This is a genomic window from Longimicrobiales bacterium (assembly GCA_035764935.1).
Taxonomy (GTDB): Bacteria; Gemmatimonadota; Gemmatimonadetes; order Longimicrobiales; family RSA9; genus DASTYK01.
In genome coordinates, this window is the sequence record DASTYK010000039.1 from 1 (window position 1) to 21014 (window position 21014).

Sequence of the window (21014 nt, forward strand, 5' to 3'; positions counted from 1 at the left end):
TTGCGCACCTCCTCGAGGCGCGCCTGCTCGTACGCCTGCACCAGCGACGCGACGAGCTGTTCGGTCAGCTCCACATCACTCGACAGGCGATCATACTCGAAGCGCAGCGCCGGCCAGTCCTCGTAGCGACGGTTCGACACGAGGAACGTGCTCAGTGCGTCCGCGGCAGCAGTCAATTCCGCGCGTGCCGTTGCCAGGCGGTTCTCCAGGAACTCGCGCTCGGCGGCCGCCTCGCTGCTGCGACGCTGCCGGTTGAACTCGTCGATGCCGTCCAGCAACTCGCGGTTGAGCTGCACGGCCAGCCCGGCCCACGGTGCCCGGGTCGTGATACTCACCACGCCCGCGTTCAGGTCGCCCTCGACCGCGATGTCCCTGCGCAGCCGCTCGACCACCTTGCGCAGCCGCTTCGCCTCACTGTCGCTTTCCACCTCGTAGAGCGCGATCAGGTTGCCGCGCGCGCTGTCGGTGCCCTCGGGGCGCAGCGGAAAGGCGTACTCCTGCAGCGCGAGCTGCTCGAGCAGCACGCGCGAGCGCGCGAGGCGCAGGTAGAAGTCGATCGACGCGTCCTCGGATTCCAGGCCGGGGATCGCGACACCGAACTGCGATGCAAGTGCGGCGAGGCGGCCGCTCGAGCGGTTGGACGACTGCGGCGCGAACGACGACTCCGCGACCCAGCTCCGCCCGAGCACGATCGTCAGCACGCCCGCGAGCGCACCGGTCAGCAGCGGCACGACCACGAACCAGCGCGCGTGCGCGAGCAGCACGTTGAGCACGCCGTAGGCGGAGTAGCTGCGCTCCTCGCCCTTCATGCGGCCGCCTTCCAGTCGTTGGTTACCTGTCCGTAGAACGCGTCCAGCGTGCCGGCGACGCTGCACCACGAGAGTGCGCCGTGCGCCAGCGTACGGCCGGCGGCGCCGCGCTCGTGCCGGTCCAGTGCCCGGACCGCCTCGACGAACGCATTCGCGAGCGACGTCGCATCCGGCCGCACGACCCAGCCGGCGCCATGCTGCTCGACCAGGCCGGCGACGTCGCCCACGCGCGTCACGATCGCCGGCACGCCAGCGCTCATGTAGTCGCTCAGCTTGCCCGGCCAGCGGCCGCGATGACCGATCGTGTCCAGCATGGGCAGGATGCCGGCATCCGCCGCGAACAGCCACTGCTGCAATTCGCGCTCGCTCACGAATCCGGTCGTGCTCAGGCCCGGCCCGCTGGTCTCCCCTGCCGGCAGCCCGGTCGCCCCGACGAACACGAGGCGCAGCGCCGGGACCTGCTGCAGCGCCTGCGCGAGCGCGTCCTTCACGAGTGCCAGGTCGGGTCGCATGATGCGGCCGACGTGCACCAGCAGCGGGGTGCTGGCGGCGAGCCCGAGCGACGCACGGGCCGCCGAGCGCGAGGGCATGTCGTCGAAGCGGACGCACCCGTTCGGCAGCCGCAGGATCCGCTCGTCCGGGTAGCCCATCCCCTGCAGCCGCTCACCCAGCGCGCTGCAGATCACGGTGGCACCGGCAGCCCTGCTGCGGAACGATTCCTCGAACCAGGTCTCGACCGGCCCGAACAAGGTACGCACCAGCCAGCCGGAGCGCTCGTGGATGCGGCCGCCGCGACCCCACCAGTCCGCCCAGTCCATGACCAGCGGCGCGCCGCATTCGGCGGCAACGCGCAGCGCAGGCAGGACGACGGCCGGCCTGGAATCGAAGGCGTGGACGACGTCGAAGCTGGATGCCCGCAGCCGCCTGATACGGCGGATCGTGTTGTATGGGTCCCATCCAGTGCGGGCCGGGCCCCACCAGAGGTCGGGCATCTCGACCACGCGCACGCCGTTCACTTCCTCTTCCCGCACCGTCCAGCGCGCGCGCTCACTGGTCGTGACCAGCACCACCTCGTGCCCGCGGCGGACCAGCTCGCGGCCGAGATGGAAGGCGCGCACGTACGTGCCGCGCCCCCGAACGTTGTGGTTCAGAAAGAGAAGCTTCATTCCCGTCAGCTTCGGATCCGCTGCGGCATTCCGGACATCGTGCTGCTGCGTGCGCCGAGCTCACCGCGCCGGCCCGTACCCCAGCAGAACACGTTGTTGTCCACCAGTCCGCACGTGAAGGTGCCCATGGACGGCCGGATGTCGACGAAGCGGAAGCGGTCGCTCGTGAAATGCCGCCCCGGCTGAAGGTAGATCGGCTGCGGCCAGCCGTGTGGCCGCGGATCCGCGTTGCCCAGCTGCAGCTCGGCGCCGCGACCCCAGCAGTATCCGATGTTGTCCGTGGCGCGCGCGCAGGTGACGTTCAGCCCCGCCCGGATGTAGTGCACACCGATCCGGATGTTGACGGGGTTCGGGCTCATGTAGCCCTTGTCGGTCTCCAGGTAGGTCAGCCCATCGCCCGCCTCGCCGAACGCATTGCTGCCCCAGCAGTACGGGAAGCCGCTCTCGGCGATCGCGCACGTGTGCGTCGCGCCGGCCGCGACCTGGCGGAAGCGGAGCGCGCTGTCGATCGGCGTGGGCTCGCTGACTGCCAGTGTGTCGGAGCCGATGCCGAGCTGCCCCATCGAGTTGTCGCCCCAGCAGACGACGACGCCGTCCGTCCGCACGGCGCAGGTGTGGTGCGCACCGGCAGAGATCTGCGTCGCCTGCAGCCCGCCCGCGACCTGCGCGACCCCGGACGACGGGACCGCGGTGCCGGTTCCGAGCTGGCCGTAGCGGCCGCCGCCCCAGCAGTGCACGGTCGCGTCCTCGGCGATCGCGCACGTGTGCTGCCACCCCGCATCGATCGCGGTGAAGCGCAGGTCGGTCTGCACGGCGACGGGGTTCACGTCCCACTCCTCGGTGGTGCCGCGCTGCATGTAGGGGTTCCACCCCCAGCAGAAGGCGGCGCCCGCTTCGGTCAGCGCGCAGGTGTGGCCGTCGCCCGCCGTGACCTGCTCGAACAGCTCGGGCGTGTCGACCCTGGTCGGCACGTCGCGGTCACTGGCCGGCCAGCCGAAGCCGAGCTGGCCACGCTCACCCGCGCCCCAGCAATAGACCTCGCCCTCGGCGGTCACGGCACAGGCATGCTCGACACCGGTGTCGACCGCACGGTAATCGCGCAGCGTCCGCCCCGGACCGGACGGGTCACCGCACGCGGCCGCCAGCAGTGTCACCAGCAGCGCCAGTATGCGCATCCTTCCCTTCATCAATGCTTCCCCTCCGACACCTGTTCGTAGATCGCGGCGAGCCGTGCATAGGCCGCACCTGCCGACATGCGCTCCTCGAAGCGACGTCGCGCCGCGCGCTGCATCTGCACTCGCCTTGCCGTGTCCGCCCAGAGCTGCGCGACGGCGTCGGCGAGCGCCTGCGCATCGCGCGGCGGGACCAGGACGCCGCTCACGCCGTCCTCCACGCTCTCGGGAATGGCACCGATGCGTGTGCTGACGATTGGAAGCCCGGTCGCTGCCGCCTCGGCGAACACCACGGGCGCGCCCTCGTACCAGACCGACGGCGCAACCAGCAGCCGCGCACGCTGCATCGCCTGCACGACGTCCTGCGCCGGAACATGACCGACCAGGCGGATGCGCGTGTCGCGGGCCGCCGCGGCCTCGACCTCGTCCCGCAGCGGGCCATCCCCGACGATGCGCAGCTCGATGGGCGCGCGGAGCCGTGTCCACGCCTCGAGCAGAACGCGCACCCCCTTTTCCTCCGACAGCCGCCCGGCGAACAGGACGAACTCCTGGTCGTGGCTGCCGCACCCGGGATCGTGCTGGAGGTGCGGCCCCTTCACCAGGATCCGCTCGCGCGGAATCCCGCCGCGCGCGACCTGCCGGCCCAGGAAGTCCGAGACGGCGATGTAGGCGTCCACCTGCGACGTCCACGTGCCGCGCGACCGGTGTGCGCTCAGCATCGTGGCGACGACCGCGCTCGCCGCACGGCTGTCGCGGTAACACGCGTATCGCACGGCGGGCCACGCAAAGGCGCGGCCGACGCACAGGTCACAGGGCGCGCCGTCGCGCAGCATGAGTGCGGACGGGCACACGAGCCGGTAGTTGTGCAGCGTCTGGATCACGCGCGCACCGCCCCGGCGTGCCGCTGCGTACACGGACGGCGACAGCAGCGGGAACGTGTTGTGGAAGTGCACGATGCGCGCGCGCGTTTGCCGGACGCGCTGCTCGATCACCTCTGCGGCGCTGCTGTTGTGGATCGCGCGCCGTGCCGCGCCCAGGCGCGACATCGAGTTCAGCTCGTCGTTGTGAAACTCCAGCCGCTCGACGGTGTGGCCGTGCGCTTCCAGCAGCGCCGCCTCCGCCCTGTACACCGCGTCCTCACCGCCCGGGCGCTGGTAGAACGTGTGCACGATCAGCAGCGGATCAACCACCGCCGCCCACCGCCGCGATGAAGCGCTCCGCAATGCTGTCCGGCGTCAGCTGCGCGATCGACGCACGCGCTGCCGCGCGCATGGCGGCGAGCTGTGCCGGCGTCGTCGCGAGCGCACGCTCCAGCGCGCTCACCAGCTCGTCGTGCGAATCCGCCGCGAACGTCCAGCCGTTCACGCCGTCGCGAACCAGCTCCTCCACCGCCTGGCTGTAGCGGCTGCCGAGCACGGGCAACCCTGCTGCCAGTGCCTCGTTCACCACCATGCCCCATTCGTCGCCGAGCGTCGGAAACGCGAGGATGCCGGCGCGCGCGTAGCAGCGCGGCAGCGCGTCATACTCGAGATGGCCGGTCCAGCCGACGTGCACGTTCGCGGGCAGCGGCACGGACTGCAGGCTGCTCCGCTCGGGCCCGTCGCCCACCACCAGCATCTCGATCTCGCGCTGCGGGCACGCCCAGCCGACGGCCGCGAGCGCGTGCAGCAGGCGCTCCACCCCCTTGCCGGCCGTCAGCCGGCCGACCACGAGCAGCCGGCGCGCATCCGGGTCGCTGCGCTGCAGCGGCACGTCGAGGAAGCGCCCGATCGCGGTGGTCTGCGGCACGATCGCGATCCGCTCGTCGGGCACCGCAAAGCGCCGGATGTACGACGCGCCACTCGCACCGTTGACGATGACGCCGTCGGCGCGCCGGAGCAGCCACTGCCGAAGTGCCTGGCGTGCCGCGTCGCGCTGCAGCTCGAGGTGCTCGGTGAGCGTCGCCCAGATGTGGACCGGTGTGCCGGTCGCGCGACCGTACAGCATCGCCTGCGTGGTGCGCGCGCCCATCTCCCCGGTCACGATCACGTCCGGCCGGAACGCGCGCAGGCGCGGGATCGTGTCCAGCGGTACGTGCAGCTCGAGCGGCTCGGAAAAGCTGCCGTTGCGCCATTGCCGCGTGAACGACAGCCCGCGCTGAACCACGACGTCGAGATCGCCCCAGTCCGGCCGCCACCCCCGGTTGCGCTCCATGGGCGTCGAGATCAGCACGCGCAGTGCGCCGACGCGCTCGCGCATGGCCTCGAGCAGCGGCAGCCGGTAGGGCGGAACGAAGTTCGTGAGCAGTGCGACCCGGAGACCGGCCGTCACCGGGACCATGCCTGCCCGCGATGAAAGCGCCGCAGCCAGGTGCGCGGCGCGACCCAGGCGAACGTGAGCGCCCCGAGCTGGCGGGCGGCGGCGAGTGGACGATCCCAGAGCGCCGCCGCGATGGAGCGTGCACCCGCAAGCCACGCGCGGCTGCGGCGCGCAGCGAACGCGGGCGCGCCATCCAGCGTGGCCAGGATCATCCGGTGCTTCTGCGACTGCGACGGCTCGCGTCCGTCGCCGTTGGCGAAGCCCAGCTCGTGCGCGATTGCGTCCGCAACCCGGATCTGGCGCTCCAGCAGCACCCTGAGATCAGCGGCCTTGGGAAACATCTGCTGCTCGTGCCGCCGGTAATGCGTGAGCACTTCGTTCAGCGTGTAGCCGTGTGCGCCGGCCTGCGCGATGCGCCCGAGCAGCAGTGCGTCCGCGTCGCGTGCCAGCCGGAACGGCGCCTCGTCGTCCTGCGCGCGCACCAGCGGGAACACGCGCTGCGCGAGTGAGCGTCGCAGCACGACGCCCGACGTCGCAGCCGTCACGACGCGCTCCGCGATCATGCCGCGGTGCGGCGGGATCCGTCCGCTGCGATGCACCGGCGGAACGCGCACGCCGAGCGCCTGCAGCTGCGTGTCGACCAGCTCGAGCGGATGACGCAGCCACTCGACGTCGGGCATCTGCTCGAAGATCCTGGCAATGCGCTCCAGCTTGTGCGGCAGGAACACGTCGTCGGCATCGAGCAGGAAGAGCAGGTCGCCGTCGCTCGCTGCCACGGCCGCGTCGATCGCACCGGCCTGTCCGCGTTGCTCCTGCAGCACGACGTCCACGCCCGGCTCCACGGCGAGCCGCTCGCGCGAGCCGTCCGTCGAGCCGTCGTCGACCACCACGATCTGGTCCGCTGCGCGCGTCTGCGAGCGCACACTCGCGATGCACTCGTCCAGGAAGCGCCCGTAGTTGTAGTTCGTGATGAGGACGGACAGCCTCAGTCCGCCGGTGCTGCTCCTGGTCATTCGAAGGCGTATGCGCCCCGCAGCCCCGCCATCACGCCGCGCACCGCGCGCCAGGGCCGCGACCAGAGCACGAGCAGCAGCGCGCCCGTGAAGGCCAGCACGCCGAGCTGCTGGTGGAAGAGCAGCAGCGCAGTCGCAGCCCAGAGCGGCAGCATCGCGCCGTAGGACGCATCGCCGATGTCGCGCGCGACGACCAGGTGCAGCACCAGGAAGCTCGCCAGGTTGATCAGCTCCGCATAGCCGTAGCCGATCAGGCCGAAGCGCGGCACGAGCAGCAGCGCCGCGCCCAGCAGCAGCACGACGTGCGCGACGTGGTAGATCGAGATGCGCGCGTGCAGCCCGCGCACGTAGAGCGCGGAGCAGTGCAGGTTGAACGCGGCAATGGTCGTGTACGCGACCGCGATGTACGGGTAGACGCGCGCGAGCGTGGTCCAGTCCCGGCCGAGCAGCGCGGGGACGGCCCACTGCGCCACGAGGCCGAACGCGACCAGGAATGGTGCGACCACGAGGATCTGCAGCGGCATGCCCTCGTTGATCGCCTTCATCGTCCGCTCCGCGTCGTGGCGCACGCGCGCCAGCGCGGACGTGCCCAGTCGCCACGTCGCGTTCGCTACGAAGCTGAGGTGCGTCACGATCTGCGTCGCGACGGCGACGAACGCGACCGCTTCCGCGCCCAGGAAGCGTCCCACCACGAACGGGTTCACCAGGCGCCGGAGCTGCCAGAGCCACAGCGACGCGGAGTAGCCCACGCCGTGGTGCAGCATCCGCCGGATCAGCGCGGGGTCATAGTGCCAGCCGGGCCGGTACTGCGCAATCCGATGGTAGAGCAGGCAGTGCGCGAGCTGCTGCGCCCACCAGCCGAGCAGCGGCGCCCAGGCGCCCCAGCCGAGAAACGCGAGGGGCGCACCGACCGCCACGAACACGAGCTGCGCGACCAGCTCGGCCCACGTCACCGAACGGTACTCGAGCTCGCGCTCCATGCGCGCCATCGGCACCAGCGCGAGGTTCGACACGGGCAGCGCGACGAACGTGACCGCGACGAGCGGCGCCAGGCCGGCGAGCCGCGTGACGTCCTCGATCAGCGGCGCCAGCAGCACGCCGATGCCGCCGAGCAGCAGCCCGGACGCCAGCAGCACCATGGCGGCCTGGTGATACAGCAACAGGCCGGGCTCCTCCTCGCTGCGCAGGAGGAACACGTTCAGGCCGAGCTGTGACGCGAGCTGCACGGCGGTGAACGCGCCGATCGCCGCGGCGTACAGGCCGTACTCGCCCGGCCCGACGATCCGCGTGAGCAGCAGCACGGCCGCGACGTTGATCACGGTCCCCAACCCGTGACGCACCGTCAGGTAGGCACCGCCACGCAGCACCCGCTCGCGCAGTGAGCCTTCGCTCATGCCTGCACGGGCTCCGCCGCCGACTGCGGTTCCTGTTCGATCACGATCCAGGCGAGGCCGATCAGCAGAAACATGTTCTGCGTGAAGAACGAGGTGTAGACCAGGATATTGTCGGTCACCGCGACCAGCAGGTACGCGAGCCAGGTCATGAACGCGGCCAGCCCCAGCTCCTGCCCGAGGCGCGTGCGACTGCGCAGCTGCAGCCGCCGCAGCCAGACCAGCCCGACGGCGCCCATCGCGATCAGCACCGCCAGCCCGATCACGCCCGAATCGTGGAAGACGCGCAGGTAGTCATTGTGCGGCAGTGCGGTCACGAACTGCAGCTCGGTCGCGAGGTACGCCTCGGCCGAGCCCGTGCCGTGCCCCGTCAGCGGCGACTGCACCGCATGGCGCCACGTCTGCAGCCAGAGCAGGCCGCGACCGCTCGTGGAGATGCCGCCCAGGCTGAGCTGTGCCGAGCGGCCGGTGCCCTCCACGCCCACGTCCGTGAGCCGGCCGCTGCGCAGCGTGTCCGGATCGAACATGCGCTCGCGGATCGGCTCCAGCGTCAGCAGCAGCGCGCCTGCGGCGGCGGCCAGCAGCACACCCGTGATCCGGGTGCGCCAGCTCGCGCGCCACAGGAACGCGATGCCGAGCAGCCCGACGCACACCGCCAGCACCGTTCGCGAAAGCGTCAGCACGATCAGCAGGAACGCGCCCGCGGCAATCAGCGCGTATGCGGGCCCGCGGACGCGCCACGCCGCGAGCGCCAGCGCGTAGATCGGGATCAGGAAGAGCGCGAACGTGCGGTTGCCAAGCGCACCCTGCAGCCCCGCGTGCGACCCGCTGGTCTCCGACCACGCCAGCGATGCGACACCGACCACTGCCGCGATCGCGAACGCCGCCCAGAGCGAGCCGCGCAGCCAGCGGACGCTGGTCGAGTCGCGCGCAACGCGCAGCACCACGAGTCCGAAGACCAGTGGCGTCGCATACTGCACCACGTGCTTGACCGCGTGGAACAGGCTCGGCGAACGGAGGACCCACAGCGCTGCGACGCCGATGAAGACGGCGTACGCGCGGAAGAGCAGTGGCCACTTCTCCCCCGTGCGCGGCAGCAGGACCAGCAGCAGCAGCCCCATCAGGAACGTGAAGCCCCACTGCAGGCCGGGGATGTTGATGTCCCAGGCGCCCAGCGACACGGAACCATCGACCCAGGTCAGGCCGACCCCCGAAAAGGCGACCAGCAGCCACAGCCACGGCACCGCCTGGCCGAGCAGCGCGAACAGGATCGCGGCGACAAAGGGGAGCAGGGCTACACTGAGCGGGCCCGTTCCGCTCGCCGCCAGCAGCGCGGCGAACAGGATGGCCAGGGCAGTCAGCACACCCGCCGGTCGGCCGGCGGCGGCTGCCGGTCGGGATGTCAGGACGTCAGTGTGCGCCGTCACCCCGCACCACCGCACCAACCGTGCGCCAGAGAATGCGCAGGTCCAGCGCGAGCGACCAGTTGCGGATGTAGTCGTGCTCCATGCGCACGACTTCGTCGAAGCTGCGCACGTTGTTGCGGCCGTTCGCCTGCCACGGGCCGGTCACTCCCGGCATGACGCTCAGGCGCACGAAATGGTCGGGCGAGTAGCCGGCCACTTCGGTCGGCAGCGGCGGGCGCGGGCCGACCAGGCTCATCTCGCCCTTCAGCACGTTGAACAGCTGCGGCAGCTCGTCCAGGCTCGACCGGCGCAGCCAGCGCCCGACCCGCGTGATGCGCGGATCGTCGACGATCTTGAAGAGCCGTGCGTCGCTGTACTGGTTCAGGTGCGCCAGCGCCGGCTGCCGCGCTTCCGCATCGACGACCATCGTGCGGAACTTGTAGATCTCGAACGCGCGCCCGCCCAGGCCCACCCGCGTCTGCCGGAACAGCACCGGCCCGGGCGAGTCGAGCATGATCGCGAACGCGATCAGCAGCAGCAGCGGCGAAAGCGCGAGCAGCACCATCACCGTGAGCACCAGGTCCATCCCCCGCTTCACGCCCAGCTGCGGCAGCGGCAGTTCCGCCGGCGCGTACTCCAGCGGCGCCGGCGTGAGCGTCGGCACACCCGCCCGGATTGCGGCCTCGCGTGCGGCCAGCGACGGCAGTGCGAGCACGGAGGCGCCGGACTGGAACACGCGCGTCGTCAATCGGCCGAGCAGCGGCGCCGGCACGCTGTCGGCCATGACCACCACGCGCACGTCGTTGGTGTCGATCACGTGCTCCAGCAGTTCCAGCCGCCCGAGCGCGCCCGGCTCCTCGGTGCCAAGCGGCAGCACGTGCCCCACCACCTGCAGGTCGTTGAACGGGATCTCCGCGAGCTGCTCGCGCACCGCGTCCGCCTCGTCGCTCGTGCCGATCACGAGTGCCGGGCGGAGCAGGTGGTTGTGCCGCCGCAGGACGGTGATGACGTAGCCGACGATCGCGCGCTCGATCTCCAGCCCCGCGTAGAACACCGCGAGCCAGAAGAGCAGGCGCTCCGTGCCGATCGGCTGCAGCGCCTCGAGCAGCCGCGCCTGCACCAGCACGACGATGGCCGTCATCAGGATCGCGAGCAGGCGCGCGTAACCGTCCGCGCGGCTGACACCCGCGCCGTACGCGTTCATCGCGAGCAGGCTCAGCATCGCGACCGGCAGCAGTGCGGCGACGACCGTGCCGTTCAGGCCGTCGATGGCAAGGAACAGCGTGGCCAGCGCGATCGCGCTGTCGAGGGCGAGAAGGGTGGTGACGCGCAGCAGCCGGCGAGTGCGGGCTGCAAGGTGCCGGCGCGTGGCGCGTTCCTGGTCCTGGCGGATGTCGTACGGCTTCAAGTGCACCGGCCGCGGCGCACGCGCGGCGGCCGGCTCGCGAACTTCCTCGAAGGCGCCTTGCGTCACGATCTACCTCAGCTGCTGCACGGCGAAGATGAGGGTAGCGATCGTGCTGGCGATTCCGACGGTTCTCGTCAGCACGTCCCCCCAGCTCATCCCGGTCCGCTGCCCCGCCACCAGCTCGGGTACGTAGATCTCGCTTCCCGCCGGCGGCACGGGAGTGCCACGTAGCAGCCCGCGTGCCACGGTCTGCCTCCGCCCGTCCGGGCCCGTGATCGCGACGCGGGTTTCATCGGCATTCGCGGCATAGCCGCCCGCCTGCCGGATGTAGTATTCCAGGTCCTTGCCCCGCTCGTACGCGACCCACCCCTCGTACATCACCGCGCCCGTGACCCGGATCGTCGGGTCGAAGCGCGGCACATGGATGCTGTCGCCGTCCATCATCGGCAGGTTCGCGGGCGAGTCCCGCTCCGCCAGCGCCTCGCGGATGTCCGTCGAGACCAGCTCGCCGTCCCGGTACACGCGGATCCCGGGCACGTACGCGGACTCGCGCGTGCCGCCGGCGCGCGCGAGCACCTCGCTCAACCGCTCCACCTTGCCGACCAGCGGGTACGGCCCCGGCATCCCGACCTCCCCCGTGACGATGACACTGCGCGGCACCAGGTGCGTCGGGTCGCTCAGCACGTGCACCTCGTCGTCCGGCCGCAGCGTCAGCCCCTCCGCGACCGCGCCCGCAGCGGGCACGTCCCCGTTGCTGCCCGCCGGTGCTCCGGTCACCGGCACGCGCCAGACGTGCACGGTCGTGTCCCCCTGCGAACCGGCCTGGCGCACCACGTCCAGCGAGTCGCGGTACGCACCATCGGCGTAGCCGCCCGCGGCAACGATCAGGTCGACGGGCGTCATGCCGCGCGCGTACGGGTACGTGCCCGGCCGCTTCACGCGACCGCTGACACGCACCCACTGCGCGACCGCCAGCGAGTCGCGCGCGTACACGACGACCGAGTCGCGCTCGGCCAGCCGGAACGTGAACGCCTCCGGCTCGCGCAGGTCCACGCTGTACAGGAGACGGTTCGGCTCGCCCGCCACCGTGCGGTACACGTGCACGCGCTCCAGGAAGGCGCGCTCGCCCGTGCCCTGCGCCGCTTCCAGCAGCCGGGCCAGGTCGAGACCCGGCTCCCAGGCGTACTGGCCGGGCCGGTTCACGGCGCCATGCAGCCCCACGAACCGACGCCGCTCGTCGGAGATGCCCGGCACCACGATCTCGTCACCACCGGCCAGCGACGGCGCCGGCTGGGTGCCCTGTGCGATCGCGACCAGGTCCGCCGTCAGCACCACGCGGTCCACGCCCGGCTGCCGCTGCGCGGGGTGCAGGATCCGCTCGATCCGGACCTGCCGCGCCGCCGCTTCCGGCAGAATCCCGCCCGCATACTCCAGCGCCGTCACCAGGTCCTCGCCGGGCAGCATCTCGTAGACCGCGGGCCGGCGCACGGCGCCCTCGATCGCGACCTGCGGCCCCGCCGGCGGCACGAACACGACGTCGCCCTGCTGCACCCGGGCGTCATGGCTGCCGTCACCGCGCACGAGATAGTCGTACAGGTCCACGGAGGCCGCCGGCATGCCGCGCCGCCGCACCTGCACGTTGCGGAACGAGCCGGAGCGCGTGGGACCGCCCGCCTGCTGCAGCACGTCCATCACCGTGGCCAGCGCACTGATCGTGTAGGAGCCCGGCCGTGCGACGTCGCCGCTCACGTACACCTGCACCGCCCGCACCCGGCCCAGCGACACGCTCGCCTGCGTCAGCGACTCGGGGCCGCGCCCGACGTCGCTGTACACGCGCTGCAGCGCCGGCATGAGCCGCGCTTCCACCTGGTCCAGCGTCATCCCCGAAACGAAGACCTGCCCGACCTCCGGGATCACGACCGTGCCGTCGCGCCCGACCGTGAGGCCGTAGGCAAGCTCGACCGCGCCCGTCAGGATCAGTGTCACGACGTCGCCCGGACCGACCACGTAGTCCCGATCCACCGGACCCATCACCATGGGGTCGACGCCGATGCTGCCCTCGCGGAAGAACGCCTGCCCGAACAGCGGCAGCTCGCCCGCCGCGGAATCGGTCGCGACCTCGCGCTCCGGCGTCATGGTGTCGGCGGGCAGCATCACGACCGTGTCCTGCGGCAGCCCCTCCTCCAGCAGCCCCATCTGCTGCAGCGCATAGACGAAGTCCATGTCCGCCGCGCCAAAGGCGCTGCCGCCGCTCCCCATCGCGTCGAAGTAGGTGTCCGCCAGCGCCGGATCCAGGCCCATCGAGCGGAGCTGCGCCCGCATCTGCTCCCGCGTGATGCCCGACGCACGCAGCCGCTTCAGCACCTCCTCCATCGACACGCCGCGCCCGAAGCGCTGCTCCACGGCACGCCGGATCGCCGCCGTGTCGCGCGGGACCTGGGCGGAGGCATCCGCGGGCACCAGGGCGCCACCCAGGCCGAGCAGGCACACGAGAAGCAGCAGTCGCACCGGTCCGCGCGCCGACAGGCGCACGGCGCCGCGCACCGACAGGCGCAACGGCGCGTGCCCGGCGCCATGCGGTGCCCCCGGTGATGTGCGCTCCTCACAGCCGGTCGCGCCCACAGTGCACAACCGGCGGATCAGTCGGTTCATGTGTCGTGTCCCGTCGAACGCGGGAGGATCAAGGAAGAACCTTCAATTGTCTGGCAGGAATGTCCACTTCGAAGCCCTGGCGGATCGCGCCGAGCCCGACGACGAGCCGGTCCCGCCTGCGCCGCCGCACCACGATCCCCTCGACCCCGCTGAACGGACCGTCGATCACCCGCACCCGATCCCCCGCCCCGATGTAGGTCACCGGCTCGACCGCGTCCCAGCCCCGCCGGGCCAGCGCATCCGCGAACCGCCGGATGTTGTCGATCTCCGAGTCGTCGATCGGCACGTACTCACCGCCCAGCCGCACGATCGTCGAGATGCCCGGCGTCCGCAGCACGGTACTCACCGATTCCAGCGGAAAGCGGGCGAACACGTAGCTCGGAAAGAGCGGCCAGTCCACCTGCTTCATCCGGTCCGCCCAGCTCCGCTCGCGCGGCACCAGCGGCAGATACGTCTCGATGCCCAGGCGCGGCAGCAGCGCGCCCACCTTCTTTTCGGCCCGCCCGCGCGTATAGCAGGCATACCAGCGCGGCTCCGCGAGCTGCCTCCAGGCGAGCGCCTTGCCTGCCTCCACACCGATACTCCTGCCTGCGGACACACCTTGGCCCCGTCAGTTACAGGGCGCTCCTGACTCGGCCCGACACCTAACCCGTTGTCCCACACCCCACTACACTCGACGACCAGCCCCGAAACATACAGTTCGGGGCGACCGCCGCAACCTGGCGGATTTTGGACTGCGGGCCCGGGGCCCGGGGCGCAGGCCCGATTGTTACGGCGGGCCGGCGGGGCCGTGCGGGCCGTCAGGGCCGGCCGGGCGTCATACCGACGCGCAACGGGCGTCCCACCGCCCTCCGCCCCCCGCTCATCCCGAAGTGCCCGCCACCCACCTCGCGAGCGCGAGCAACGCGAGCGCGTCCCCCACCGCCCAAAACCCGCCGTTCGCAGTTGCAGTTCAGGCGGGTACGGTCTCCGCCCGCGAAACAGCTCGCGCCCCCGCTCCCGACAACCCTATGACGTTCAACCCGTCCATCCCCTTCATCGCGTTGCGCGTGTCCAGCACGGGGATCGGCAGGTCGACCAGCTCCTCGTAGCGCACGTCCGAATGATCGGTCGTGATCACCACGCAGTCGGCCGCAGCCAGCGTCTCCGCAGTGAACGGCACCGACGTCCACACGTGGCCGTCCTCGCGGACCTCCGGCACGTACGGGTCGTGGTAGAGCACCGTCGCGCCCTTTTCCTCGAGCAGCCGGATGATGTCGAGCGCGGGGCTTTCGCGGATGTCGTCGATGTCCTTCTTGTAGGCGACGCCGATCAGCAGCACGCGGCTGCCCTTGAGCGCGCGGCCGCGATCGTTCAGCGCGTCGCGCACCTTTTCGATGACGAAGCGCGGCATCTCGCTGTTGATCTCGCCGGCCAGGTCGATCAGGCGCGTGCGGTAGTTGAGCGTCTTCATCTTCCAGGCGAGGTAGTGCGGATCCAGCGGGATGCAGTGTCCGCCGATGCCGGGGCCGGGCGTGAACTTCATGAAGCCGAACGGCTTGGTCGCGGCCGCCTCGATGACCTCGAACACGTCCACGCCGAGCCGGTCGCTCGCCTGCGCCATCTCGTTGACGAGCGCGATGTTCACCGCGCGGAACGTGTTCTCCAGCAGCTTGGCGAGCTCCGCGGCCTCGGGCGAGGAAACGGGCACGACCTGCTCCATGACGCGGCTGTAGATCCCGACACCCGCTTCCACGCAGCGGCGCGTGATCCCGCCGATCACCTTGGGCGTGTTGTGGATCTGCCAGCGCTCGTTGCCGGGGTCCACGCGCTCGGGGCTGAAGCAGAGGAAGAAGTCGCGGCCGACCTCGAGCCCCTTCTGCTCGAAGGCGGGCAGCAGCACCTCGCGTGTCGTGCCCGGATACGTCGTCGATTCCAGGATGATGAGCTGCCCCGCGCGCAGCACGCGCGCCACGGACTCCGTCGCCGCAACGACGTAGCTGACGTCCGGGTCGCGCGTCTTGCCGAGCGGTGTCGGCACGCAGATCGAGATCACGTCGCATTCCGCGAGGCGTGCAGCATCCGTGGTCGCCTCGAAGCCGCCGTTGGCGCGCGCCTCCGCCAGCATGGCGTCGCTCACGTCCTGGATGTGCGAGCGGCCGTCGTTGAGGCTGTCCACGACACGCTGGGAGACGTCGTAGCCGATGACGCGGAAGCCGCGTCGCGCCATCTCGATGCCGAGCGGGAGTCCCACGTAGCCGAGCCCGACGACGCCGCACACCGCGACCCCGTCCTCGATCCTGGTGAGCAGATTCGCGAAGGAGTCCGCCTGCGCCGCGTCCGCTTTGCTCATGAATGCCTTCTTCCGGTTGGTTGCTGCGGTTCTGCTGTGGCTGTCGCTATACGTTGTGAGGCGGGCCGGGGCCCGGGGCCCTGGGCCCTGGGCCGGGGTGCAGCCGGAGAGTCCCCGTCCGAATGCATTTGCTCGCTGCTCCTGCCCGCCGCAGGAAGCCCGCCATCGAGCGGCGTCAATGCTCGCGGCATCCGCCGGTATCAGGAACGCCGCGGATCGAGCCGGATCACTCCGCTCCGAACGCCGCGATCAGCGCTTTCACGATACCGTCCGCCGTGTACTCTGCCGCCACGACGTCGACGGTGTAGCCCGCGTTCCGCGCGGCTTCTGCCGTGACCGGTCCGATCGCTGCGACTTTCGCGCCGTGCAGCTCGGGCAGTACCGCGCTCAGGCTGCGCACGCACGAGGGCGATGTAAACGTCACGACATCGATGTCGTGCTGCAAGAGCCTGCGCGCGAGATTCCGGGCGTTCTGCTCGTCGGGGACGCTGCGGTACACCACGGGGGAGGTGACCGTCGCGCCGGCGGCGCGGAGCGTTGCTTCGACGACGTCGCGTGCACCGGCCGCCCGCGGCCAGAGGACGCGCCGTCCCTGCAGCATCGGTGCACCGCCCATGGCTGCCGCGACCTCGTCGCCGATGAACGTCTCCGGCATTGCGGTCACGTCCAGTCCCTCCGCCCGCGCCGCCTCGGCGGTTGCCGGGCCCACGACCGCGACACGCGCCGGCGGCAGGACGGCGCCCAGCGTCGCATGCTGCGACCCGAATGCGGCGGCGCACAGGCGGACGGCGTTCGCGGACGTGAACACGACCCAGTCCCACTCCTGGCGGAGCAGGGCCGCAAGCTCGCCCGCGGGCATCACCGGCTCGATACGGATGAGCGGGAAGGCCGCCACCTGCGCACCCTCCCGCTCGAGTTGCTCCACCAGTGCAGACGCCTGCTCCGACGTGCGCGTCACGGCGACGCGGAGCCCGGCGAGCGCACCGCCGCTCATGCCTCGGTCGTGATCTCCGCGACGCCGCCCGGATCCTGGTACGGCACGCCTTCCCTGGGCGGGAACAGCATCTTGAGCAGTGGTGGCGCCATGAACGTCGTCACCATGACCATCAGCGTGAGGGCGCTGAAATAGCCGAGTGTGAGCACACCGCTGGTGAGCCCCATCTGGGCGAAGATCAGGCCGACCTCACCGCGCGGGATCATGCCCACGCCGATCACGGCCTTCTTGCCCTTGAACCAGAACGGCGCGTAGCCCGCCACGAACTTGCCGGCGATCGCCACCGCGATCAGTGCACCGCCGATGATCAGCACCTGCGGGTCACCGAACGTGCGCACGTCGACCGCGGCGCCGACGGACACGAAGAAGATCGGCACGAAAAACATGCTGAGCCGGAGCACGTTGTGCTCGACCGTCATTGCATGGTTCGTGGGTGCGAGCACGAGGCCGGCCGCAAACGCGCCGATGATGAGCGCCGAGCCGGCCGCGTCGGCCAGGTAGGCGACGAGGAACGCAAACGCGAGCGCCATCGTGCCGAGCGTTTCCTCCTTGCCGATCTTCGCCAGGAAGTCGAACAGGCGCGGCACGACGAAGCTGCCGATCACCAGCACGCCGATCAGGAAGCCGAACGCGAGCGCTGTCGTCATGAGCACACTGCCCGCCGTCAGCTCCGCACCGCCAACGACCTGCGACACGACGGCCAGGATGATGAGCCCGACGACGTCGTCCATCACCGCCGCACCGAGCACGATCTGGCTTTCCGGCTCCTGCAGGCGGCCGAGGTCGGAGAGCACGCGCGCCGTGATGCCGACCGACGTCGCCGTGAGCGCGGCACCGGCAACAACGGCCGGCATCGTGTCCATACCGAGCGCGTCGGCGACGAAATAGCCGCCCAGGAAGGGGACTGCCACTCCGGTCAGAGCGACGACAGCCGACGCGGGGCCGACCGAAAGGAGTCGCTTCAGATCGGTCTCGAGGCCGATCTGGAACAGCAGCAGGATCACGCCCAGCTCGGCGAGCAGGTGAATCATCGCGTTGCCGGAATCGACGATCCCGAGCACGCTCGCACCGAGGATCACGCCGGCCACCAGCTCGCCGAGCACGGCCGGCTGGCCGATCCGCTCCGCGAGCTCGCCCATCACCTTCGCGACTACCAGGATCGCGACCAGAATGAACAGGAACTGCGGCACCGTCATGGCGCCATCGACCGCGGCCGCCATTGCGGCAAGGTTCATCGTCACCCTCCGTCAGAACTTTCGCGTAACCAAACAGAAAGGCCCGGCACCGTGGGCGCCGGGCCTGCTGCAGACGAACTCGTCAGCCCTCAGCCGGCCTTCGTGACCTTGCCCGCCGACAGGCAACGAGTGCAGACACGCACGTGCATCCGCTCTCCCGACGGCGTGACGATACGCACGCGACGCAGGTTCGGCAACCACGTGCGCGGTGTCTTGTTATTCGCATGGCTGACGTTCTTGCCGAACGTCTTGCCCTTCTCACATACGTAGCAAACGCGGGCCATGGTGCCCCTCTCCTGTATCTGCCTGGTCCGACGGCCGGTGCAGCTGAACTGCTACTGCGCCGCGCGAACCGTCCGTGCCTCGAGGAAGCTCTGTGCGAAGAGCGCTTCCGCTTCCTGGTTCTCTGTAATCGCGCCCGACGCCTTCCAGTCGGCGATCACCGAATCGCTCATCGCCTGGATACGCCCCGCGACGTCCACCACGTCGCCCGACTGAACGGGCATCGCGGCCGCGCTGCTCATCTTGATGAGGAACGGCTGCTGGTTCGGCAGGTCCACCCAGAACGCCTGCTGCCCCATGGCGGCCGCGACCTCGACACTCTCGAGGACCAGGTCGCGTCCCTGCAGTGTGTCGGTGCCCGCCGCGATCTGCTGCAGCGTCACCACCTCACCCGTCATGCCGGTCGGTGCCGCCGCCGTCGTGTCCCCGCCCTCGGTGATCGCCACCATCTCGGCCGGCTGTGCCGCCGAGGAGAGCCAGAACAGAAAGCCTGCCACACCGAGCACCGCCACGATGCCCAGGACCCAGCTCGGAATCCCGCTGCCTTCCCTCTCGTTCGCCATGGAGCGCTGTTCCCTCAGTCCACGAGTTCGATGATCGCGACATCAGCTGCATCGCCGACGCGATGGCCCAGATGGCGCACCCGCGTGTATCCGCCGGGGCGCTCAACATAGCGTGGCCCGATCTCTCCGAACAGCTTCGAGAGAGCACCCTCGTCGGTGATCCTGCGTGCGACCAGCCGCCGTGCGTGCAGATCGCCGCGCTTCGCCTTCGTGATCAGCGGCTCCGCATACTGCCGGAGCTCCTTCGCCTTTGCCGTCGTCGTCTCGACACGACCGTGCAGGAACAGCGACGTCGCCAGGTTGCGCATCATCGCGTTGCGGTGCTCGGCCGTGCGATTGAACTTCCGGCCCTTCTTACGGTGATTCACTCAGTCCTCCTTCGGGCCGGCCTCGCCGTCGGCCGGGACTTCTGCTTCGCTCGTGCCGTTCTCGACCAGGAACATCTCGCCGTCATCGCCCCGCTCGAGCTGCATCCCGAAGTGCAGGCTGTGCTCGTTCAGGAACTGGCGGATCTCCTCCAGCGACTTGATGCCGAAATTCTCGATGTTCAGCATCTGCTCCTCGGTGCGCTGAACCAGGTCACCGAGCGTGATGATGTTTTCCTTCTTGAGCGAGTTCACCGACCGGACCGACAGCTCGGCGAGCTCGTCGATCGGACGGCGGAACAGCTCCTTCAGCGCAGCAGGCACCTTGACCGCACCCGGCACCGGCGGCGCCGCCTCCGGCGACTCCACGAAGCGCAGCATGTACTCCAGGTGCTTGCGCGCCAGCTCTGCCGAGTACGCGACCGCCTCCTCCGGCGACATGCTGCCGTTGGTCTCGATGTTGAGCGACAGGCGGTCAAAGTCCGTGCGCTGGCCGACACGCGTCTCGTCGACCTCGAAGTTCGCACGCAGTACCGGGTTGTAGATCGAGTCGATGCGCACCAGGTCGACCGGGCTGCCCTTGGGCAGCGGGTGCGACTCCGCCGACACGAACCCGCGCCCCTTGTTCACGTACAGGATCATGTTGACCTCGCGGTCGTCCTGCAGCGTGAACAGGTGATGCTCCGGGCTCAGGATCTGCACCGCGTTCGACGCCTCGATCGACTGCGCCGTCACCGGGCCCGCCTTGCTCGCCCGCAGCTCCAGCGTCGCCTCGTCCCGCTCCGCGTCCAGCGCCAGCACCAGCGTCTTCAGGTTCTGGATGATCTGGTGCACGTCCTCGACGACGCCCTGCACCGTCTGGTGCTCGTGCATCACGCCGTCCATGCGGAAGCCCCACACCGCCGAGCCACGCAGCGACGACAGCAGGATCCTGCGGATCGTGTTCCCCAGCGTCTGACCAAAACCGCGCTCCAGCGGCGCCACCACGAACTGCGCATGCCGCCCGTCATCCGAGCGCTGCACAACCTCGATGCGCTGCGGAAGAACCAGCCCGGTAAGATCGAGATCCACGTTATACCTCCCCGGCATTCGCCGGTTTGAGTCGTATGGTCACTGATCGGCCGCCTCAGCTCCCACCGGAACTGCGGGCCCGGGGCCCAGGGCCCGGGGCCCGGGGCCCGCCGTACTGTTACTTGGAGTACAGCTCCACGATGAGCTGCTCCTGCACCGGCAGCGGGATGTCGGCGCGCGTCGGCCGCTCCAGCATGCGACCCGCGCGGGAACCGTCATCGACCGCCAGCCAGCGCACCGTCGACTCGCGCGTCTTCGACTCGAGCGACGCCGCAACCGGCAGGATATCCTTCGACTTCTCCGAAACGCGCACCTCGTCGCCCGGCTTCACGACGTAGCTCGGGATGTCCACCAGCTCGCCGTTCACCTGCACGTGACGATGACGCACGAGCTGGCGCGCCGCCTTCCGGCTCGACGCAAAACCGAGACGGTAGACGATGTTGTCCAGCCGCGACTCCAGCCCGACGAGCAGGTTCTCACCCGTCACGCCCGGCTGGCGCGCTGCCCGCTCGTAGAGCGTGCGGAAGTACCGCTCACCCACGCCGTAGATGCGCTTGACCTTCTGCTTCTCACGGAGCTGCAGCGAGTACTCCGACGTCTTGCGACGCCGCGCCTGCGATGCACCGTGCTGGCCGGGCGGATAGTTCCGCCGCTCGACCGGGCACTTCTCCGTGTAGCACTTGGTTCCCTTCAGAAACAGCTTCTGCCCCTCGCGGCGGCAGAGCTTGCAGACCGGACCCGTATAGCGAGCCATTCTTCTTCTGTGTCCTCGTCGCGGTTCTGGTGTGTGTCGGACTTCATCCCGCCTGGACGAGTCGGCGGTTTACGTCCGTGCATCTTCTCGTGGTACTGCGGGC

Annotated in this window: 19 protein-coding genes; all 19 read right to left on the reverse strand. The window is 70.1% G+C overall.

What is annotated here, in order from left to right; translation table 11 throughout:
* Positions 1–809: hypothetical protein (locus VFU06_02915; GenBank protein HEU5208338.1), on the reverse strand; the 809-nt coding region annotated here is incomplete at its 3' end.
* On the reverse strand, positions 806–1975 hold the full coding sequence (locus tag VFU06_02920; protein HEU5208339.1) for a glycosyltransferase: 1170 nt from the start codon (positions 1973–1975) through the stop codon (positions 806–808). The genes VFU06_02920 and VFU06_02915, both read right to left, overlap by 4 nt.
* 5 nt (positions 1976–1980) lie before the next feature.
* Positions 1981–3162 (reverse strand): hypothetical protein, encoded by a 1182-nt coding sequence (locus VFU06_02925; GenBank protein ID HEU5208340.1) that lies wholly within the window; start codon positions 3160–3162, stop codon positions 1981–1983.
* On the reverse strand, positions 3162–4337 hold the full coding sequence (locus VFU06_02930) for a glycosyltransferase (GenBank protein ID HEU5208341.1): 1176 nt from the start codon (positions 4335–4337) through the stop codon (positions 3162–3164). Before VFU06_02930 ends, VFU06_02925 begins: the two co-directional genes overlap by 1 nt.
* Complete coding sequence (locus VFU06_02935) at positions 4330–5466, reverse strand: glycosyltransferase family 4 protein (protein HEU5208342.1); 1137 nt, start codon at positions 5464–5466, stop codon at positions 4330–4332. The genes VFU06_02930 and VFU06_02935 overlap by 8 nt, the downstream gene beginning before the upstream one ends.
* Complete coding sequence (locus tag VFU06_02940) at positions 5454–6458, reverse strand: glycosyltransferase (protein HEU5208343.1); 1005 nt, start codon at positions 6456–6458, stop codon at positions 5454–5456. The genes VFU06_02935 and VFU06_02940 overlap by 13 nt, the downstream gene beginning before the upstream one ends.
* A complete protein-coding gene (locus tag VFU06_02945; protein HEU5208344.1) occupies positions 6455–7852 on the reverse strand; it encodes an oligosaccharide flippase family protein in 1398 nt (465 codons plus the stop codon). Before VFU06_02945 ends, VFU06_02940 begins: the two co-directional genes overlap by 4 nt.
* Positions 7849–9276, reverse strand: a complete 1428-nt coding sequence (locus tag VFU06_02950; GenBank protein HEU5208345.1) for an O-antigen ligase family protein — start codon at positions 9274–9276, stop codon at positions 7849–7851. The genes VFU06_02945 and VFU06_02950 overlap by 4 nt, the downstream gene beginning before the upstream one ends.
* Entirely contained in the window at positions 9260–10729 is a 1470-nt protein-coding gene (locus VFU06_02955) for a sugar transferase (GenBank protein HEU5208346.1), read from the reverse strand. Before VFU06_02955 ends, VFU06_02950 begins: the two co-directional genes overlap by 17 nt.
* A 3-nt stretch (positions 10730–10732) precedes the next feature.
* On the reverse strand, positions 10733–13315 hold the full coding sequence (locus tag VFU06_02960; GenBank protein ID HEU5208347.1) for an SLBB domain-containing protein: 2583 nt from the start codon (positions 13313–13315) through the stop codon (positions 10733–10735).
* Between the two features lie 28 nt (positions 13316–13343).
* Entirely contained in the window at positions 13344–13889 is a 546-nt protein-coding gene (locus VFU06_02965; GenBank protein ID HEU5208348.1) for a UpxY family transcription antiterminator, read from the reverse strand.
* A 378-nt stretch (positions 13890–14267) separates the two neighbouring features.
* On the reverse strand, positions 14268–15647 hold the full coding sequence (locus VFU06_02970; GenBank protein ID HEU5208349.1) for a nucleotide sugar dehydrogenase: 1380 nt from the start codon (positions 15645–15647) through the stop codon (positions 14268–14270).
* 226 nt (positions 15648–15873) lie between these two features.
* The gene (locus VFU06_02975) at positions 15874–16641 is read right to left on the reverse strand and encodes a uroporphyrinogen-III synthase (GenBank protein ID HEU5208350.1); all 768 of its coding nucleotides are present in this window, start codon (positions 16639–16641) and stop codon (positions 15874–15876) included.
* The gene (locus tag VFU06_02980; GenBank protein ID HEU5208351.1) at positions 16638–17876 is read right to left on the reverse strand and encodes a cation:proton antiporter; all 1239 of its coding nucleotides are present in this window, start codon (positions 17874–17876) and stop codon (positions 16638–16640) included. The genes VFU06_02975 and VFU06_02980 overlap by 4 nt, the downstream gene beginning before the upstream one ends.
* An 89-nt stretch (positions 17877–17965) precedes the next feature.
* Complete coding sequence (rpmB, locus tag VFU06_02985) at positions 17966–18160, reverse strand: 50S ribosomal protein L28 (GenBank protein HEU5208352.1); 195 nt, start codon at positions 18158–18160, stop codon at positions 17966–17968.
* Positions 18161–18211: 51 nt separating this feature from the next.
* On the reverse strand, positions 18212–18721 hold the full coding sequence (locus VFU06_02990; protein ID HEU5208353.1) for a hypothetical protein: 510 nt from the start codon (positions 18719–18721) through the stop codon (positions 18212–18214).
* 14 nt (positions 18722–18735) lie between these two features.
* Positions 18736–19089, reverse strand: coding sequence for a 50S ribosomal protein L17 (gene rplQ / locus VFU06_02995; GenBank protein HEU5208354.1), 354 nt, complete (start codon positions 19087–19089; stop codon positions 18736–18738).
* Entirely contained in the window at positions 19090–20157 is a 1068-nt protein-coding gene (locus tag VFU06_03000; GenBank protein ID HEU5208355.1) for a DNA-directed RNA polymerase subunit alpha, read from the reverse strand. It abuts the gene before it with no gap.
* A gap of 118 nt (positions 20158–20275) precedes the next feature.
* Positions 20276–20911 (reverse strand): 30S ribosomal protein S4, encoded by a 636-nt coding sequence (rpsD, locus tag VFU06_03005; GenBank protein HEU5208356.1) that lies wholly within the window; start codon positions 20909–20911, stop codon positions 20276–20278.
* Positions 20912–21014: the final 103 nt, after the last annotated feature.

What these genes read in the sequence shown, in the direction of transcription:
- VFU06_02945 (HEU5208344.1), bottom strand. Translation starts at nt 7,852, where the DNA reads ATGAGCGAAGGCTCACTGCGCGAGCGGGTGCTGCGTGGCGGTGCCTAC.
- rpmB (HEU5208352.1), bottom strand. Translation starts at nt 18,160, where the DNA reads ATGGCCCGCGTTTGCTACGTATGTGAGAAGGGCAAGACGTTCGGCAAG.
- VFU06_02990 (HEU5208353.1), bottom strand. Translation starts at nt 18,721, where the DNA reads ATGGCGAACGAGAGGGAAGGCAGCGGGATTCCGAGCTGGGTCCTGGGC.
- VFU06_02980 (HEU5208351.1), bottom strand. Translation starts at nt 17,876, where the DNA reads ATGAACCTTGCCGCAATGGCGGCCGCGGTCGATGGCGCCATGACGGTG.
- rpsD (HEU5208356.1), bottom strand. Translation starts at nt 20,911, where the DNA reads ATGGCTCGCTATACGGGTCCGGTCTGCAAGCTCTGCCGCCGCGAGGGG.
- VFU06_02925 (HEU5208340.1), bottom strand. Translation starts at nt 3,162, where the DNA reads ATGAAGGGAAGGATGCGCATACTGGCGCTGCTGGTGACACTGCTGGCG.
- VFU06_02960 (HEU5208347.1), bottom strand. Translation starts at nt 13,315, where the DNA reads ATGAACCGACTGATCCGCCGGTTGTGCACTGTGGGCGCGACCGGCTGT.
- VFU06_02935 (HEU5208342.1), bottom strand. Translation starts at nt 5,466, where the DNA reads ATGGTCCCGGTGACGGCCGGTCTCCGGGTCGCACTGCTCACGAACTTC.
- VFU06_02940 (HEU5208343.1), bottom strand. Translation starts at nt 6,458, where the DNA reads ATGACCAGGAGCAGCACCGGCGGACTGAGGCTGTCCGTCCTCATCACG.
- VFU06_02975 (HEU5208350.1), bottom strand. Translation starts at nt 16,641, where the DNA reads ATGAGCGGCGGTGCGCTCGCCGGGCTCCGCGTCGCCGTGACGCGCACG.
- VFU06_02970 (HEU5208349.1), bottom strand. Translation starts at nt 15,647, where the DNA reads ATGAGCAAAGCGGACGCGGCGCAGGCGGACTCCTTCGCGAATCTGCTC.
- VFU06_02920 (HEU5208339.1), bottom strand. Translation starts at nt 1,975, where the DNA reads ATGAAGCTTCTCTTTCTGAACCACAACGTTCGGGGGCGCGGCACGTAC.